The organism is Phenylobacterium sp. (genome assembly GCF_035475775.1).
Lineage (GTDB): Bacteria > Pseudomonadota > Alphaproteobacteria > Caulobacterales > Caulobacteraceae > Phenylobacterium.
This window is the reverse complement of the sequence record NZ_DATIMC010000141.1, coordinates 1-14116: the sequence shown is the minus strand read 5'-3', so window position 1 is coordinate 14116 and position 14116 is coordinate 1. Positions and strand designations below refer to the sequence as shown.

Below are 14116 nucleotides of genomic sequence, written 5' to 3'. Positions count from 1 at the left end.
CGACCGTTTCGGCCCCGAGGACCGGCCCTGAAGTCGGACTATTGCGCGGCCTCCAGCGCCGCCATCACCCGGTGTGCGCTCTGGTCGTCGGCGCCGGTGGCCTGCCGGTAGCGCGCGATCGCATCGATCAGATGGCCCTTCGCGAGCAGCCCGGAGAGCTCCCGGCGAAGCTCGGGCGGCAGGCTGGCCGCCAGCTTGCGGCCTTCGTCGATCTGCCGTTCGCGCTCCTCCGTCCTGCGGGCCATGAACTGCATGCCGCGGGCGTTGGGGCAGGGGTAGACGACGTACCATCGGCCGCTGGCGGGCGCGAGGTAGCGGAGCAGCACGAAGGCGCTGGTCGGGCCGGTCTTGGTTTCGACCTGCATCTCGTGCGTCGGAGCCACGGGATAGGCGAATCCGTCCGCCGGCAGGCCCATCAGGGCGGGCGGTCCCGTCACCGGCTTGAGCGCGGTCAGCTTGTAGGCGCCGATCCGGCGGCCATTGCGAAGATCGTCCGCCACGATGACATCGAAGAAGGCGCGGGTCTGCGGCGTCATGCACGCCCGCACGGCAGGATGGTAGTTGGCCGTCACCCGCGCGGCGTCCTGCGAGTGCAGGGCCTCGACGAAGGCGGCGGCGAAGGCGCTGCGCTGGGCGGTGGCCGCAGGCATATTGGGCGCGGTCGCCGCGATGAGCAGGGCGGCCGCCAGGGCAAGGCCTGCGGCGCGGAACGGATCTGGCCGGGACATGGGCGGACGGGCTCCGGATTCGCCCCCCGTCTTCGAACAACGGCGTTGGGATTTCAGCTGCGCCGTGACGCTAGTGGATCGTGGGCTTGGCCTCGTTCTTCCGCCGGAGCTCCTCGCTGAGCAAGTTGGCGAAGCCGATCCAGCCGACGTAGGGCGCGACCATGCTCGCCGCCGGAGCATCCACCTTCTTCGCCCGCCAGACGTAGGCGCCCGCCGTGCCCAATGCCGCGGTCGCCGTGGCGAGCTGGCCGCCCAGGCGGCGCGGACCGAGCGCCATCCAGAGCGCGTTCATCGCCTGAACGACGCTCCACAGCGTGAGCGCCTGGGTCCGCTGCGGGCTCTTCGGCGCGTTCCAGATCCTGAGGCCGGAGAGCGTCAGAGCCATGAACAGCGGCGGCCAGATCAGGGACAACACCGCCCGAGGCGGCTTGGCCTTCGGCGACTCCGGCGTCTCGAACTCGGAATAGACCTCCGGATTGGCCTCGCTGGGCGCATTGGCCCTGGCGATCAGCGCCGAGAGGCCGACGGCGGCGGCGGTCAGGCCCAGTCCCAGCAGCAGGTGCTGCAGGGAGCGGCCCCGACTGTTGACGAGGCGGTCCACGGCCCCGCGCACGGTTCGGGCGGCTTGCATCCCAGCTCCCAGCATCCCTCCGGCTCGCCTCCGAAAACCGCGGGCCGCGGGCTTGGTTCCGGTGAAGCTGGGCGCGGCGGCGAGCGTGACAGTCTGCCGCAGGCCCGGCCGCCTCGATCGTGCGTTGGAGACTGCGAACGCCGCGCTGAACAATCGAGCGCGGATCGAGGGCGAGATGGATTTCGACGCGCTGCTGCTGTCGCGCCTTCAGTTCGCCTTCACGCTCGCCTTCCACATCATCTTTCCGGCCTTCACCATCGGCCTCGCGAGTTTCCTTGCGGTGCTGGAGGGATTGTGGCTGGCGACGCGCAACGAGGCGTTCCGCAACCTCTACCTCTTCTGGCTGAAGATCTTCGCCATCTCCTTCGGAATGGGCGTCGTCTCCGGAGTGGTCATCTCGTACGAGATCGGCACCAACTGGAGCGCCTTCGCCGCCCTCGCCGCCCCGGTGATCGGCCCGGCCTTCGCCTTCGAGGTGCTGACCGCCTTCTTCCTCGAGTCGAGCTTTCTCGGGGTCATGCTGTTCGGCTGGCGCAAGGTCGGTCCCGGCCTGCATTTCGCGGCCACCGTGCTGGTGGCGCTCGGCACGCTCACTTCGGCCTTCTGGATCATATCGGCCAACAGCTGGATGCAGCATCCGGCGGGTTATGTGCGGCTCGCCAACGGCGCGCTCCGGGCGACCGACTGGATGGCCGTGATCTTCTCGCCGACCTTCCCCTATCGCTTCGTGCACATGGTGCTGGCGGCGTATCTCTCGACGGCCCTCATGGTGGGCGCCGCGTCAGCCTGGCGCCTGCTGCGCGATGTGGAGGAAGGGGAGTCCTGCCTGGGCCTGAAGATGGCGATCGGCATGCTCGCCCTGGTGGCCCCGCTGCAGCTGGTGGTCGGCGACCTGTCGGGCAAACAGGTGCTGGTGGTGCAGCCCGCCAAGCTCGCGGCCATCGAGGCCTTCTGGGAGAGCCGATCCGAGCAGCCGTTCCACATCGCCGCATGGCCCGACCGCGCGCAGGAAATGAACCATCTCACGGTCGAGGTACCGGAGCTCGGCAGCTGGATCGCCGCGGGCGACGCCCACGCCTTCATCCGGGGCCTGAAATCGTTCCCGCGAGATGACCGGCCGCCGGTGTTCATCGTCTTCTGGGCGTTCCGGATCATGGTGGGGCTGGGGCTTCTCATGATCGCGCTGGGATTCTGGGGCGGCTATCTCACCTCCCGCGGCGCGCCGGAGCGCCACCGCCTGTTCCTGCGGGCCTGCGTGCTGATGGGCCCGGCGGGCTTCATCTCGGTGATCGCGGGATGGGTCGTGGCGGAGGTGGGCCGCCAGCCCTACACCATCTATGGCGTCCTGCGGACCGCGCAATCCGCCTCGCCGGTGACGGCGGCCGAGGTCTCGCTCTCGCTCCTGGCCTTCCTGGTGATCTACGCGATCGTGTTCAGCGTGGGCGCGCTCTACATCCTGCGGCTCGTGGCCGAGGGGCCGGTCCCGGCGCCGCACGCCGACACCGAGCCGCCGCTCCGCGGCCGTCCGCCCGGTTATGCGCTCGCCGCCGCGCCCGACGAGCCGGAGCCGGTCCCGTGAGCCTCGACCTGCCGCTCATCTGGGCCGCGATCCTCGCGATCGCCGTCCTGATGTACGTGATGCTGGACGGCTTCGACCTGGGCATCGGCATCCTGTTCCCCTTCGCCGGAAGCCCCGCCGAGCGCGACCTGATGATGGACACCGTGGCGCCGGTCTGGGACGGCAACGAGACCTGGCTGGTGCTGGGCGGCGGCGGCCTGTTCGCGGCCTTCCCGCTCGCCTATGCCGCGGTGATGCCGGCGCTCTATGTGCCGATCCTGCTGATGCTGATGGCGCTGATCTTCCGGGGCGTCTCGTTCGAGTTCCGGCTCAGGGGCCGCCGGGCGGGCAAGCGGTTCTGGACGGGCGCCTTCGCGGCAGGCTCGATCGCCGCCACGCTCGCGCAGGGCTTCGTCGTGGGCGGCTTCATCCAGGGCATCAGCCTTCGAGGCGGGCGGTTCGCCGGCGGGCCGTTCGACTGGCTCTCGACCTACAGCCTCGTCGTGGCCGCCGGGCTGGTGGCCGGATACGCGCTGCTGGGCGCCTGCTGGCTCGTCTGGCGCACCGAGGGCGAGCTGCACGAAAGGGCGCGGGGCTGGGCCTGGATTTCGGCGGCGGTGGTGGCCGTCCTGCTGGCGCTCGTCAGCGCAGCCACCCTCGTGGTCCATCCGGAGATCACCGCCCGCTGGGGCCTCTCCGGCGGCCGGGTGGACCTCACGCAGCTCGCGCCGCGGCTGCCCATCCCCCTGCTGGGCGGACTGGGCCTGGCGGTCATCGCCCTCGCGCTGCGCCGCCGGGCGCACTTCTGGCCGTTCTTCGGCGCGCTGCTGGTGTTCGCCTCCGGCTACCTCGGCCTGGCGGTTGGCTTCTTCCCCTATGTCGTGCCCTACGTCCTGACGTTCCGGCAGGCGGCCAACGCCGACAACGCCCTGGGCCTGCTGCTGGGCGGCGGGGTGATCCTGCTGCCGGCGATCATCGGCTACAGCCTGTGGGTCTATTACGTGTTCCGCGGCAAGGTGGGAGCGGATGCGCGGCTCTATCATTGAGCCCCCGCCGGAGCCCGGCGCGCCGCGGCCGCCGCTTGCGGTTCGCCTCGCGTGGTTCGCCGCGATCGCCGCCGGCAGCGCCATCTCGACCGCGGCCGTGGCGTTTCTGCTGAAAAGCCTGCTCCGCTGACTGTATGAGGGGCCATGGCCCCGCCGATCTGCCGCCTTTACCTGATCACTCCGCCCCGGCTCGACGACCTGGCGGGATTCGGTCGCGCGCTCAGCCATGCGCTGGACGCCGGCGACGTCGCGGCGCTGCAGATCCGGCTGAAGGACGCGCCCGACGACGTGGTGGCCGCCGCCGTGGATGCGCTGGCGCCGATCGCCCAGGCCCGCGGCGTCGCGGTGATCCTCAACGACCGCCCGGATCTGGCCGCGAAACTCGGCTGCGACGGCGTCCATATCGGCCAGGACGACGCGCCCTACGCCGAAGCCCGGCGGCTCCTCGGCAAGGAGGGCATCGTCGGCGTCACCTGCCACGACAGCCGCCACCTGGCCATGGAAGCCTCGGAGGCGGGCGCCGACTACGTCGCCTTCGGCGCCTTCTTTCCGACAGCCACCAAGGCGGCCAAGACCCGCGCCGATCCGGAGATCCTCTCGATCTGGCAGGAGAGCATGCAGACCCCCTGCGTGGCGATCGGCGGCATCCAGGCGGCGAACGCCGCGGGCCTGGCCGCGGCCGGCGCGGACTTCCTGGCGGTTTCGGCCGGCGTCTGGTCGCACGGCGACGGCCCGGCCGCGGCGGTGAAGGCGCTGACCGCCGAGATCGCAAGAGGCCTCGCCGAGCGCGGCTAGCCGGCGCATTCTGGGCGCTCCGCCGGACGGGAGCCCGCCATGACCGCCTACGCCGAGATCCTCTACGAGATCGATGGTCCGGTCGCGACCATCACGCTGAACCGGCCCGAGACGCTGAATGCGCTGACCGACCTCACCCAGGCCGAGGTCCGCCATGCGCTGGACGCCTCGGAACGCGATCGCGAGGTGATCGGCACGGTGCTGACGGGCGCCGGCCGCGGCTTCTGCTCCGGCGTCGACATGAACGCGCTGGGGGCCATGAGCGCGGCGGGGCGGATCCTGTCCGAGCGCCACGAGCACCTGAAGGCCGAGCCCGGCAATCCCGACCAGGACCCGAACTACCGGGCTTCGCCGGCCTACTTCCTGGGGCTGAGAAAGCCGCTGATCGCGGCCGTGAACGGGGTCTGCGCGGGCCTGGGCTTCAGCTACGCCACCTTCTGCGACATGCGCTTCATGGACGAGGGCGCGCGGATCGTCTCGTCCTTCGCCCCGCGCGGCCTGATCGCCGAGCACGGCACGAGCTGGATGCTGCCGCGCCTGGTCGGGCCCTCCAACGCGCTGTACATCTTCTGGAGCTCGCGCCGGATCGAGGCGGCCGAGGCCCATCGGATGGGCTGGGCCAACCGGCTCTGCGAGCCCGGCCAGGCCGCCGTCGAGGCCCGGGCCTATCTGCGCGCCATCGCCGGAACCTCGGCCCCCATCGCGCTGATGATGATGAAGAAGCAGGTTTGGCGGCACCTGAACCGGGAGCTCGGCGACGCCGCGGCCGAGACCGCCGGCTGGATCGACGAGAGCCTGGCGCGCGACGACTTCAAGGAGGGGGTCGCCTCCTTCGTCGAGAAGCGCCCGCCGCGTTTCGCGAAGATCAGCGTGGCGTAGGCCCGCGCGGAAATTCCGGCGCGCCGGGGGGCGCACCGACCCAGGCCGGCTTGTGGTCCGTCCAGATCAGCCGCTGGGGCGGCGGGAACTCGGGATCGGCGAAGGCGCCCCACGCCACGCAGATCCGCCCGGGCCGGCCATGCGGCTCCCACCAGACCGTCGAGCCGCAGTTCGGGCAGAAGCGGAAGGTGAGGTCGTTGCCGCTTTCGGCGGTTCGGCGGAACTGGGCCGCCTCGCCCGCATGGGAGACCACCTGCTCGGCGAGGAAGAAGGCGGTGACGCCATAGGGGCTTCCGGTCCGGCGCTGGCATTGCTGGCAGGCGCAGCTCGAGACGTACTCCGGCTCGCCCCGCAGCCGGATCTTCAACTGGCCGCAGGCGCAGCTCGCCTCGCGAACCCGATCTTCCGCCATGACCTGCCCCTCGTTCGCTCGGCTCCAGACTTGGGCGCCGCAACCTTGCTTTGCCAGACCCGCGCAAATAGGGTCCGCGCCCCATGTCCACCCAGTCGGCCCTCCTGAAGGTGATGAGCGACGCCGCGCGCAAGGCCGCGCGCGGTCTCAACCGGGATTTCGGCGAGCTCTCCGCGCTGGTGGTGGCCAAGAAGGCGCCGGCCGACTTCGTCTCCGCCGCCGACCTGAAGTCCGAGCAGGTGCTGTTCGAGGCGCTCTCCAAGGCGCGGCCCGGCTACGGCTTCCTGGCCGAGGAGCGCGGCCTCGTCGAGGGCACCGACAAGACCCACACCTGGATCGTCGATCCGCTGGACGGCACCACCAACTTCCTGCACGCCATCCCCCACTTCGCGATCAACATCGCCCTGCAGCGCGAGGGCGCGGTGGTCGCGGCGATCACCCACAATCCCGCCACCAACGAGATGTTCTGGGCCGAGAAGGGCAAGGGCGCCTTCGTCAACGACCGGCGCCTGCGCGTCGCCCAGCGCACCCGGCTGGAGGAGGCGGTGATCGCCACCGGCATCCCCTTCCTGGGCCACGGCCAGCACGCCCGGTTCCTCAAGGAGCTGCACCAGGTGAGCCAGAAGGTGGCGGGCGTGCGGCGCTTCGGCTCGGCGGCGCTCGACCTCGCCTGGGTCGCCGCCGGCCGCTATGACGGCTACTGGGAGCGGGACCTGTCGTCCTGGGACGTGGCGGCCGGGGTGCTGCTGGTCGCCGAGGCCGGCGGTCGGGTCAGCAACGCCGACGGGGCCGAAGACGCGGTGGGCTCCGGCTCGGTCTGCGCCGGCAACCTGGATATCCACGCACGGCTCCTGGAGCGGCTGCAGGCCGCGAAATAGGCCCCGAATACGGCTAAGCTCGCGGCATGGACCTGACTCGCCGCACCCTCTCGGCCGCCCTGCCCGCCCTCGCCGCGTCTCGCGCACGCGCCGCGCCCAAGAGGAAGCGCCCGCTGGCCATCGCCCATCGCGGCGCCAGCGGCGAGCGGCCCGAACACACCCTGATGGGCTACCGGCTGGCGATCGCCGAAGGGGCGGACTTCATCGAGCCGGATCTCGTCCCGACCCGGGACGGCCACCTCGTCGTCCGCCACGAGCCGGAGATCGGCGGCACGACCGACGTCGCGAAGCATCCGGAATTCGCGTCCCGAAAGACCACCAAGGTCATCGACGGCGAGAAGCTCACGGGCTGGTTCACCCACGACTTCACGCTGCAAGAGCTGAAGACCCTGCGCGCCCGCGAGCGGCTGCCGCAGCTCAGGCCCAGCAGCGCCAGGTTCGACGGCCTGGAGGCCATCCCGACCTACCAGGAGATGCTCGACCTCGCGAAGGCGGAGAGCCGCCGCGTGGGGCGGCCGATCGGCACCTATCCGGAGATGAAGCACCCCACCTATTTCGCCTCCATCGGCCTGCCGCTGGAGCATCGGCTGCTCGACGCGCTGAGGCGGAACGGTCTGGATTCCCGCACCGCCCCGGTGTTCGTTCAGTGCTTCGAGGTGGGCGCGCTGAAGACCTTCCGCACGCTCTCGAAGGCTCCGCTCATCCAGCTCGTCCAGACCACGGGCGGGCCGGCCGACGCCCCGAACCTCAGCTACAGGGAGATGACCGGCGCGGCCGGGCTGAGGCAGGTGGCGGCCTACGCCGACGGGATCGGGCCGGAGTGGCCGATGGTGGTCCCGGTCATTGACGGGAGCCTCGGCCCCGCCACGCCGCTGGTCGCCGAGGCGCACGCGAAGGGGCTGGCGGTGCATCCCTGGACGGTGCGGGCCGAGAACGCCTTCCTGCCGGCGAAGCTTCGCCGCGGCGCCTCGCCGGCGGAGCACGGCGACGTGGACGCCCTCTACAGCGCCCTCTACGCGACCGGGATCGACGGCCTGTTCAGCGATTTCACGGCCCTCAACGTGGCGGCGCGCGACCGCTACCTGGCGGCATGGAAGCGCTAAGCCGCCTCGCCGAACTGCAGGGCGGCCAGCCGCGCGTAGAGGCCGCCGCGGGCGACCAGCTCGTGATGGCGGCCCTGCTCGACCACCCGGCCCTCCTCCATCACCACGATGCGGTCGGCCTTCAGCACGGTCGCCAGCCGGTGGGCGATGACCAGGGTCGTGCGGCCCTGCATGGCCTCATCCAGCGCGCGCTGCACCAGCCGCTCGTTTTCCGCATCCAGCGCGCTGGTCGCCTCGTCGAGCAGCAGGATCGGCGCTTCGCGAAGCAGGGCGCGGGCGATCGCCAGCCGCTGTCTCTGGCCGCCGGAAAGCGCCCGGGCGCGCTCGCCCACGGGCGTGTCGAGCCCTTGCGGCAGGGACGCCAGGAAGCCCTCGGCCTGGGCGGCGCGCACCGCGGCGCGGATCTCGTCGGGCGCGGCGTTCTCACGCCCGAAGCGCACGTTGTCGGCGGCCGAGCCGGAGAACAGCGGCGAATCCTGCGCCACCAGCGCCATGCGGGCGCGCACCTGCGCCGGATCGGCCTGGCGCACGTCGACGCCGTCCACCAGCACGCGCCCGGCCTGCGGATCGTAGAAGCGCAGCAGCAGGCGCAGCACCGTGCTCTTGCCGGCCCCCGAGGGACCGACCAGCGCCACCCGCTCGCCCGGGCTCACCTGCAGGCTGAAGTCCCGGAGCGCCGGCAGGTCCGGCCGGCCGGGATAGGCGAAGGTCACGTCCTGCAGGGCGAGCTCGCCGCGTGGCGGCATGGGCAGCGGCCGGGGCTCGGCGGGCGCGGCGACGGCCGGGCGGGCGTCCAAGAGCTCCCCGATGCGCTCCATGGCGCCGGCCGCCTTCTGCACGTCGCCCCAGGTCTCCCCGAGCTGGCCAACGGAGCTCGCCGCGAGCACCGCCAGGAAGGCGAACTGGAAGAGCACGCCCCAGCTCATCGCGTGCGCCAGCGCCTGGTGCACGGCCAGCCAGAAGATCACCACCACGCCGCCGAAGATCAGCGCGATGACCAGCGCGGTCATCACCGAGCGGGCCGACATGCGGCGCAGCGAGGTGCGGAAGGCCGCCTCCACCGCCGCGCCGAAGCCCTGCGCCGCGCGGCCCTCGCGGCCGAACGCCTGCACGGTCTCCAGGGCGTCCAGCGTCTCCCCGGCGTAGCCCACGGCGTCGGCGAACTGGTCCTGCGCGGAGGTGGTGAGCGCGCGCACCCGGCGGCCGAACAGGAACAAGGGCACGATGACCACGGGGATCAGGAGCAGCACCAGCCCAGTCAGCCGGAGGCTCACCGCCAGCATCAGGGCCAGCGCGCCCACCAGCATCACCAGGTTGCGCAGCGCCACCGAGATGGACGTGGAGACCAGCGTCTCGACGATCTGGATGTCCGTGGTGAGGCGGGACAGCACCTCGCCGGTGCGGGTGTGCAGGAAGAAGGCCGGATCCAGCGTCAGGATGTGGCGATAGACGAGCTTGCGCAGGTCGGCCACGACGCGCTCGCCGAGCTTGGTGACGAAGAAATAGCGGCCGGCGCTGGCGAGCGCCAGGGTGAGCGCGATGGCGCCCAGCAGCAGGAACCAGCGGTCGACCCCGGCCGGCGAGGCGCTGGGGCCGGTGAGGTGGTCGACCAGCAGCCGCACGCCGCCGGTGATGCCGAGCGTCGCGCTGGAGGAGATCAGCAGGAAGAGGCCGGCCAGCAGCGCGTCCAGCCGATGGCGGGCGACGAACGGCGCCAGCCTGCGCAGCGCGGTGATGTTGCGGCTGCGCGGCCGCCGCGCCGCCGCCTCGCTGAGGTCCTGGACAAGCGCTTGGCCGCTGCTCGGCCGCCCCGGCGCCGCGGCCGCGGCCGACGGTTCACTCATGACCCACTCAAACCTTGCATTTCCGCCGGGGTTTCAGCTATAGGCGCGGGCTCTTTCGGGCCGCCGCCCCGGCGGCTTTTTGCCATTTGGCCGCAGCTTTACGTCAGGCGTCCGCGCGATGAAACAAGATGCTCACCCCGACTACCACTTCATCACCGTGGTGATGACCGACGGCACGAGCTATCGCACGCGCTCGACCTACGGCAAGGAAGGCGCGACCCTGCAGCTGGACATCGATCCGCGCACCCATCCGGCCTGGACCGGCGGCGCCCAGCACCTGATCGACCGCGGCGGCCGCGTCTCGCGCTTCAACGCCAAGTTCGGCGCCTTCACGCGGAAATGACCCGGCGCCAGCCGGAGTGATCCCCGCGCATGCGGCGATCCAAGCCGACAAGAAAAGCCGCGGAGGTCGCCCTCCGCGGCTTTTCCGTTCCCCCAGCCCCCCAGCCGGATCGAAAGACTCTAACCCCCGAACGCCTGCTTCAGCCGGTCGAATTGCGAGAGCACCGGATGCGGCTCCTCCTCGGCCGGCGCCTCGACGTACATCCGTCGGTCGAGATGGCGGACGCGCTCGTAGAGGCGCTCGGCGCGGCCGGTCAGCGCCAGCAATTCGCGCGGCAGCTCGTTCTCGCCCCCGGTCTCGGCCGACGCCGCCTCGGAGAGCCGGTAGCGCTCCTCGCAGGCGGCTTCCGCGGCCATGTCGCCTTCGCGCACCGCCCGCTGGACGAGCAGCCAGGAGGCCATCTGCATCAGCCGGGTGGTGAGCCGCATACTCTGCGAGGCGTAGGCCAGCGCGGCGTTGCGCGACAGCAGCTTGGAGGCCTGCCGCCCCGCGCCGTCCAGGTAGCCGGCGGTCTCCTCCACCAGCTCCATGCCTTCCACGAAGGTGCGCTCGAAGAGCTCCGAGCGGGCGAAGTCCTGGATGACCTCGGCGCGCAGGCGTGCGGCGTTTGCGTCGAACATCTGGGCGTCGGCCCCCTCTAGCCTTCCCGTCGCCGCACGGCGCCGTCTGGTCGACGGGACCGCGTGCAACCGCCGTGCCAATCCCGGCCGCTTCAGCCGGACCTGGCGCCGAACAGGGCGTCGGCCGCCGCCCGGCCCGCCCGCTTACGCTCGATGTGCGCCTCCACGCGCGCGATCTCCGAGCGCAGGATGTCCAGCCGCTCCTGCAGCTCGACGACTCCGAACAGCTCCAGGTCCTCGCGGACCGCCTCGGTCAGCCGCTGGCCGCGGACCACCCGAACTTCCGCCGGTTCTTCCATGCGCGAGCCTCCTTTGCCGGCCCCCGTTTGGGCGCTATCCAAGCGCGCACGCGAGCCTTTCGCAAGTCCGGGAGAGCCACACCCATGAGCCAATCGACCATGACCGCGATCGGCGTCGAAGGCGGCAAGGGCCCCGCCGAGGCGCTGCGCGCGGTGCAGATTCCCCGTCCCGAGCCGAAGCCGGGGCAGATCCTGATCGCGGTGAAGGCGGCCGGCGTCAACCGGCCGGACATCCTGCAGCGGCTGGGCGGCTATCCGCCGCCGCCGGGCGCGCCCCCCACCATCGGCCTGGAGGTCGCGGGCGAGGTCGTCGAGCCGGCCGGCCGCTGGAAGGCTGGCGATGCGGTCTGCGCGCTGCTGGGCGGCGGCGGCTACGCCGAGTATGCCGCCTGCGATGCGCGGCATGCGTTGCCGATCCCCAAGGGCCTCGACTTCGTCCAGGCGGCGGCCCTGCCGGAGACGGTGTTCACCGTCTACGCCAACGTGTTCGAGCACGGCGGGCTCAAGGCGGGCGAGACCTTCCTGGTGCACGGCGCGACCTCCGGGATCGGGACGACCGCCATCCAGATGGCCAAGGCCGCCGGCGCCAAGGTGATCGCCACCGCCCGCGGGGCGGAGAAGGCGCGGGAGGCCAAACGACTGGGCGCCGACGTCGCTGTCGATGCGACGGCGGAGGACTTCGCCGAAGTCGCCAAGCGCGAGGGCGGCCTCGACGTGGTCCTCGACATGGTCGCGGGCGACTACTTCCCGAAGGAGCTCGATGCGCTGAAGACCGGCGGCCGCATCGTCTTCATCGCCGCGCTGGGCGGCGGCGAGATCAGCTTCCCGGTGTTCCGCCTGATGCAGAAGCGCGCCGTCGTCACCGGCTCGACGCTGCGGCCGCGCGATGCCGATGAGAAGGCCCGCCTCGCCGCCGCCGTCGAGCGCGTCGTCTGGCCGTGGATCGAGGCCGGCAAGGTCAAGCCGCTGGTCGACCGCACCTTCCCACTGGCGGAGGCCGGCAAGGCCCACGCGCTGATGGAGAGCGGCGACTTCGTCGGCAAGATCGTGCTGGTGACCTGACGACGAATTCGCGCCCTCTAAATCCAAATCCGTCATGGCCGATTTGCACTACAGCTCGACCGCCTGCACGCCCTCGGCGCGCAGCGCCGCCAGCCGGCCGAAGGCGATGGTCAGCGCCTTGCGCCGCGCGCCGGCCAGCGCCGCGACCGGCGCTTCCCTGAGAATCGCCCCCCCGAACCCGTCGGCGACGATCAGGCCGGGCGCCTCGGGCAGCGCCTCGCGCGGGAACTCCGGGGCGACGGCGAAGGCGAAGGCGTCGCAGTAGGGCAGGTAATCGCCCCACTTCTGGTCGGTGCGGAAGTCCTCGAGGCTGGACTTCACCTCGACGATGAAGATCTCGCCCTTGGGCCCGAGCGCCATCAGGTCGGCGCGGCGGCCGTTGGGCAGCGTCACCTCGGCCAGCGGCGCGTAGCCGAGCGCGGTCAAGAGCCGCGCCGCGCCGCGGGTGACGGCGGCGGTGGTCTCGGGGCGGGAGACCGAGACGACGGTGACCGAGACGTCCATGCCGGCCGACTCTGTTCCGGCTCCGTTCCCAGATCAAGCGGAGATGACGGCGTGCGCCTCAGCTGCGCGGCGGCGGCGGGAATTCCAGGCGTCCGACGTCGAAGCCGAGCTGCTTGATGCGGGCCAGCGCCTGGGCGCGGATCGCCGCCGGCAGGGTGGGCTTCTGGGACATCAGCCAGAGATAATGGCCGTCGTCGGTGGCGAGGATCAGCCAGCCCTGGTCGGGCCGGTGGTCCAGCACCCGGTACTCCTTCGAGACCAGGCCGCCGAAGAAGCTCATCTTGAACACCGAGTTGGTCACCGGATCGGCGACGCGGGCCCGCGCCCGCCACTGGGAGACCGGCCCGTCGGGCGCGCCCTTGTGGCAGGCCTGCACGACCGCGAACCCGCCCGGCGAGCGCGTCCAGTCGGAGGTGCCGGCCTCGCAGCCGCGCTGCAGCTGGTTCGGCGTGCGGGCCACCTCGTACCAGCGGCCGGTCATCTGGGCGAGCTCGATCCTGGGCGCCGCGGCGGCGGGGGCGGCGAGCGCGGGCGAGACGACCGAGCAGGCGGCGAGCGCGGCGGCGGAGACGAGGATTCGCTTCAGCATGACGCCCCAGATAGAGACGGAACCGCGATCTGCAAACCGTCCGGCGAGTCCGGGCGGCGGGTCATTTGGACGCAAGATAGGCGCCCAAGCTTAACCTCAGATGACAGCGCCGTTCAGAAGCGTTTCGCGTCTGTCACCGCCGCGGCTATTCCGCCGCGATCGTCACCGGCCGGGCGCGGTCCTTGAAGTTGATCGCCTGCAGGTAGCGGATGCCTTCCTCGGCGATGTCGTCGCCGGGCATGCGCGAGCCCTCGCCGGCCAGCTCGTCCATGTCCACGTACATGGCGTAGAAGCCGCGGGTCCTTTGCGTGATCAGGCCGGCGTTGAGCAGGGTCTTGATCAGCACCCGGAAGACGTTGGTCTCACCCTTGAACTTGCGCGTCGGGTCGCGTTCCTTGCGGCGCTGGACGATGTCGGCGATCACCCGCTCGGGATCCAGCCCGAAGCGGCCGTAGATTTCCGCCGACTGGCGGGGGTCGCCACGGTCGAACAGCAGCTTCTGGGCGCAGTGGGCGGTCCAGTCCTCCACCAGATCGCGCTCGGCCTGGCTCAGGTGCGGCACCGTGCGGTCGGCCCAGATCTTCCCGAACTTGTGGTGGAAGGCCTCGTCGGTCATCACCAGCTGGAACAGCTTCTTGGCGACCGGATCGCGGTTGTGCTTGTAGCCGTTGGCGAAGGCGCCCATGGCCAGGCCCTCGACCAGCATCTGCATGCCGACGATCTTCTTGTAGACCTCGGGCGCCTCGATGATGTCGACCAGCAGCTTCTTCAGCGCGACGCCGCAGGGGCCGGGCCGTCCCCAGCGCGCCTTGATGTACTTGGCGA

General features: G+C 71.2%; 16 protein-coding genes and 1 pseudogene. 8 read left to right on the top strand and 9 right to left on the bottom strand.

What is annotated here, in order from left to right; translation table 11 throughout:
- Nucleotides 1-38: 38 nt before the first annotated feature.
- Nucleotides 39-728 carry a hypothetical protein gene (locus tag VLI41_RS16495; RefSeq protein WP_325269181.1) on the bottom strand — a complete coding sequence of 230 codons (690 nt, stop codon included), beginning with the start codon at nucleotides 726-728 and terminating at the stop codon, nucleotides 39-41.
- Between the two features lie 70 nt (nucleotides 729-798).
- Nucleotides 799-1359, bottom strand: a complete 561-nt coding sequence (locus VLI41_RS16490; RefSeq protein WP_325269180.1) for a TspO/MBR family protein — start codon at nucleotides 1357-1359, stop codon at nucleotides 799-801.
- A 175-nt stretch (nucleotides 1360-1534) separates the two neighbouring features.
- Here VLI41_RS16490 and VLI41_RS16485 point away from each other — a divergent pair, with 175 nt between their 5' ends.
- From VLI41_RS16485 to VLI41_RS16470, 4 genes are all read left to right on the top strand, one after another.
- Nucleotides 1535-2938 (top strand): cytochrome ubiquinol oxidase subunit I, encoded by a 1404-nt coding sequence (locus VLI41_RS16485; protein ID WP_325269179.1) that lies wholly within the window; start codon nucleotides 1535-1537, stop codon nucleotides 2936-2938.
- A complete protein-coding gene (gene cydB / locus VLI41_RS16480; protein ID WP_325269178.1) occupies nucleotides 2935-3963 on the top strand; it encodes a cytochrome d ubiquinol oxidase subunit II in 1029 nt (342 codons plus the stop codon). Before VLI41_RS16485 ends, cydB begins: the two co-directional genes overlap by 4 nt.
- Before the next feature lie 144 nt (nucleotides 3964-4107).
- Nucleotides 4108-4758 carry a thiamine phosphate synthase gene (gene thiE / locus VLI41_RS16475; RefSeq protein ID WP_325269177.1) on the top strand — a complete coding sequence of 217 codons (651 nt, stop codon included), beginning with the start codon at nucleotides 4108-4110 and terminating at the stop codon, nucleotides 4756-4758.
- A 39-nt stretch (nucleotides 4759-4797) separates the two neighbouring features.
- Nucleotides 4798-5637 (top strand): enoyl-CoA hydratase-related protein, encoded by an 840-nt coding sequence (locus VLI41_RS16470; protein ID WP_325269176.1) that lies wholly within the window; start codon nucleotides 4798-4800, stop codon nucleotides 5635-5637.
- Here the strand turns inward: VLI41_RS16470 and VLI41_RS16465 are convergent.
- The gene (locus VLI41_RS16465; protein ID WP_325269175.1) at nucleotides 5624-6049 is read right to left on the bottom strand and encodes a GFA family protein; all 426 of its coding nucleotides are present in this window, start codon (nucleotides 6047-6049) and stop codon (nucleotides 5624-5626) included. The two genes, VLI41_RS16470 and VLI41_RS16465, sit on opposite strands and share 14 nt — an antisense overlap.
- 83 nt (nucleotides 6050-6132) lie before the next feature.
- Here VLI41_RS16465 and VLI41_RS16460 point away from each other — a divergent pair, with 83 nt between their 5' ends.
- Nucleotides 6133-6927: an inositol monophosphatase family protein gene (locus VLI41_RS16460; RefSeq protein WP_325269174.1), complete on the top strand. Its 795-nt coding sequence runs from the start codon at nucleotides 6133-6135 to the stop codon at nucleotides 6925-6927.
- 26 nt (nucleotides 6928-6953) lie between these two features.
- Nucleotides 6954-8030, top strand: coding sequence for a glycerophosphodiester phosphodiesterase (locus VLI41_RS16455; RefSeq protein ID WP_325269173.1), 1077 nt, complete (start codon nucleotides 6954-6956; stop codon nucleotides 8028-8030).
- On the opposite strand, the gene VLI41_RS16450 is transcribed toward VLI41_RS16455, so the two are convergent.
- Nucleotides 8027-9874 (bottom strand): ABC transporter transmembrane domain-containing protein, encoded by a 1848-nt coding sequence (locus tag VLI41_RS16450; protein WP_325269172.1) that lies wholly within the window; start codon nucleotides 9872-9874, stop codon nucleotides 8027-8029. The genes VLI41_RS16455 and VLI41_RS16450 overlap by 4 nt on opposite strands.
- 118 nt (nucleotides 9875-9992) lie before the next feature.
- Here VLI41_RS16450 and rpmE point away from each other — a divergent pair, with 118 nt between their 5' ends.
- Nucleotides 9993-10217 carry a 50S ribosomal protein L31 gene (gene rpmE, locus VLI41_RS16445; RefSeq protein ID WP_297696579.1) on the top strand — a complete coding sequence of 75 codons (225 nt, stop codon included), beginning with the start codon at nucleotides 9993-9995 and terminating at the stop codon, nucleotides 10215-10217.
- Between the two features lie 119 nt (nucleotides 10218-10336).
- On the opposite strand, the gene VLI41_RS16440 is transcribed toward rpmE, so the two are convergent.
- Together VLI41_RS16440 and VLI41_RS16435 are read right to left on the bottom strand one after the other, a co-directional pair.
- Nucleotides 10337-10837, bottom strand: coding sequence for a DUF1465 family protein (locus VLI41_RS16440; RefSeq protein WP_325269171.1), 501 nt, complete (start codon nucleotides 10835-10837; stop codon nucleotides 10337-10339).
- Nucleotides 10838-10929: 92 nt separating this feature from the next.
- Nucleotides 10930-11136, bottom strand: coding sequence for a DUF1192 domain-containing protein (locus tag VLI41_RS16435; RefSeq protein WP_325269170.1), 207 nt, complete (start codon nucleotides 11134-11136; stop codon nucleotides 10930-10932).
- 84 nt (nucleotides 11137-11220) lie between these two features.
- On the opposite strand from VLI41_RS16435, the gene VLI41_RS16430 reads away from it, so the two are divergent.
- A complete protein-coding gene (locus VLI41_RS16430) occupies nucleotides 11221-12198 on the top strand; it encodes an NAD(P)H-quinone oxidoreductase (protein ID WP_325269169.1) in 978 nt (325 codons plus the stop codon).
- A 48-nt stretch (nucleotides 12199-12246) separates the two neighbouring features.
- Here the strand turns inward: VLI41_RS16430 and mmcB are convergent, their stop codons facing one another.
- The 3 genes and pseudogenes from mmcB to VLI41_RS16415 form a co-directional block, all read right to left on the bottom strand.
- The gene (gene mmcB, locus VLI41_RS16425) at nucleotides 12247-12702 is read right to left on the bottom strand and encodes a DNA repair putative endonuclease MmcB (protein ID WP_325269168.1); all 456 of its coding nucleotides are present in this window, start codon (nucleotides 12700-12702) and stop codon (nucleotides 12247-12249) included.
- Nucleotides 12703-12760: 58 nt separating this feature from the next.
- Nucleotides 12761-13291, bottom strand: a complete 531-nt coding sequence (locus VLI41_RS16420) for a lipocalin family protein (RefSeq protein WP_325269167.1) — start codon at nucleotides 13289-13291, stop codon at nucleotides 12761-12763.
- Nucleotides 13292-13436: 145 nt separating this feature from the next.
- Nucleotides 13437-14116: pseudogene (locus VLI41_RS16415) on the bottom strand (ferritin-like domain-containing protein); the annotation flags it as partial.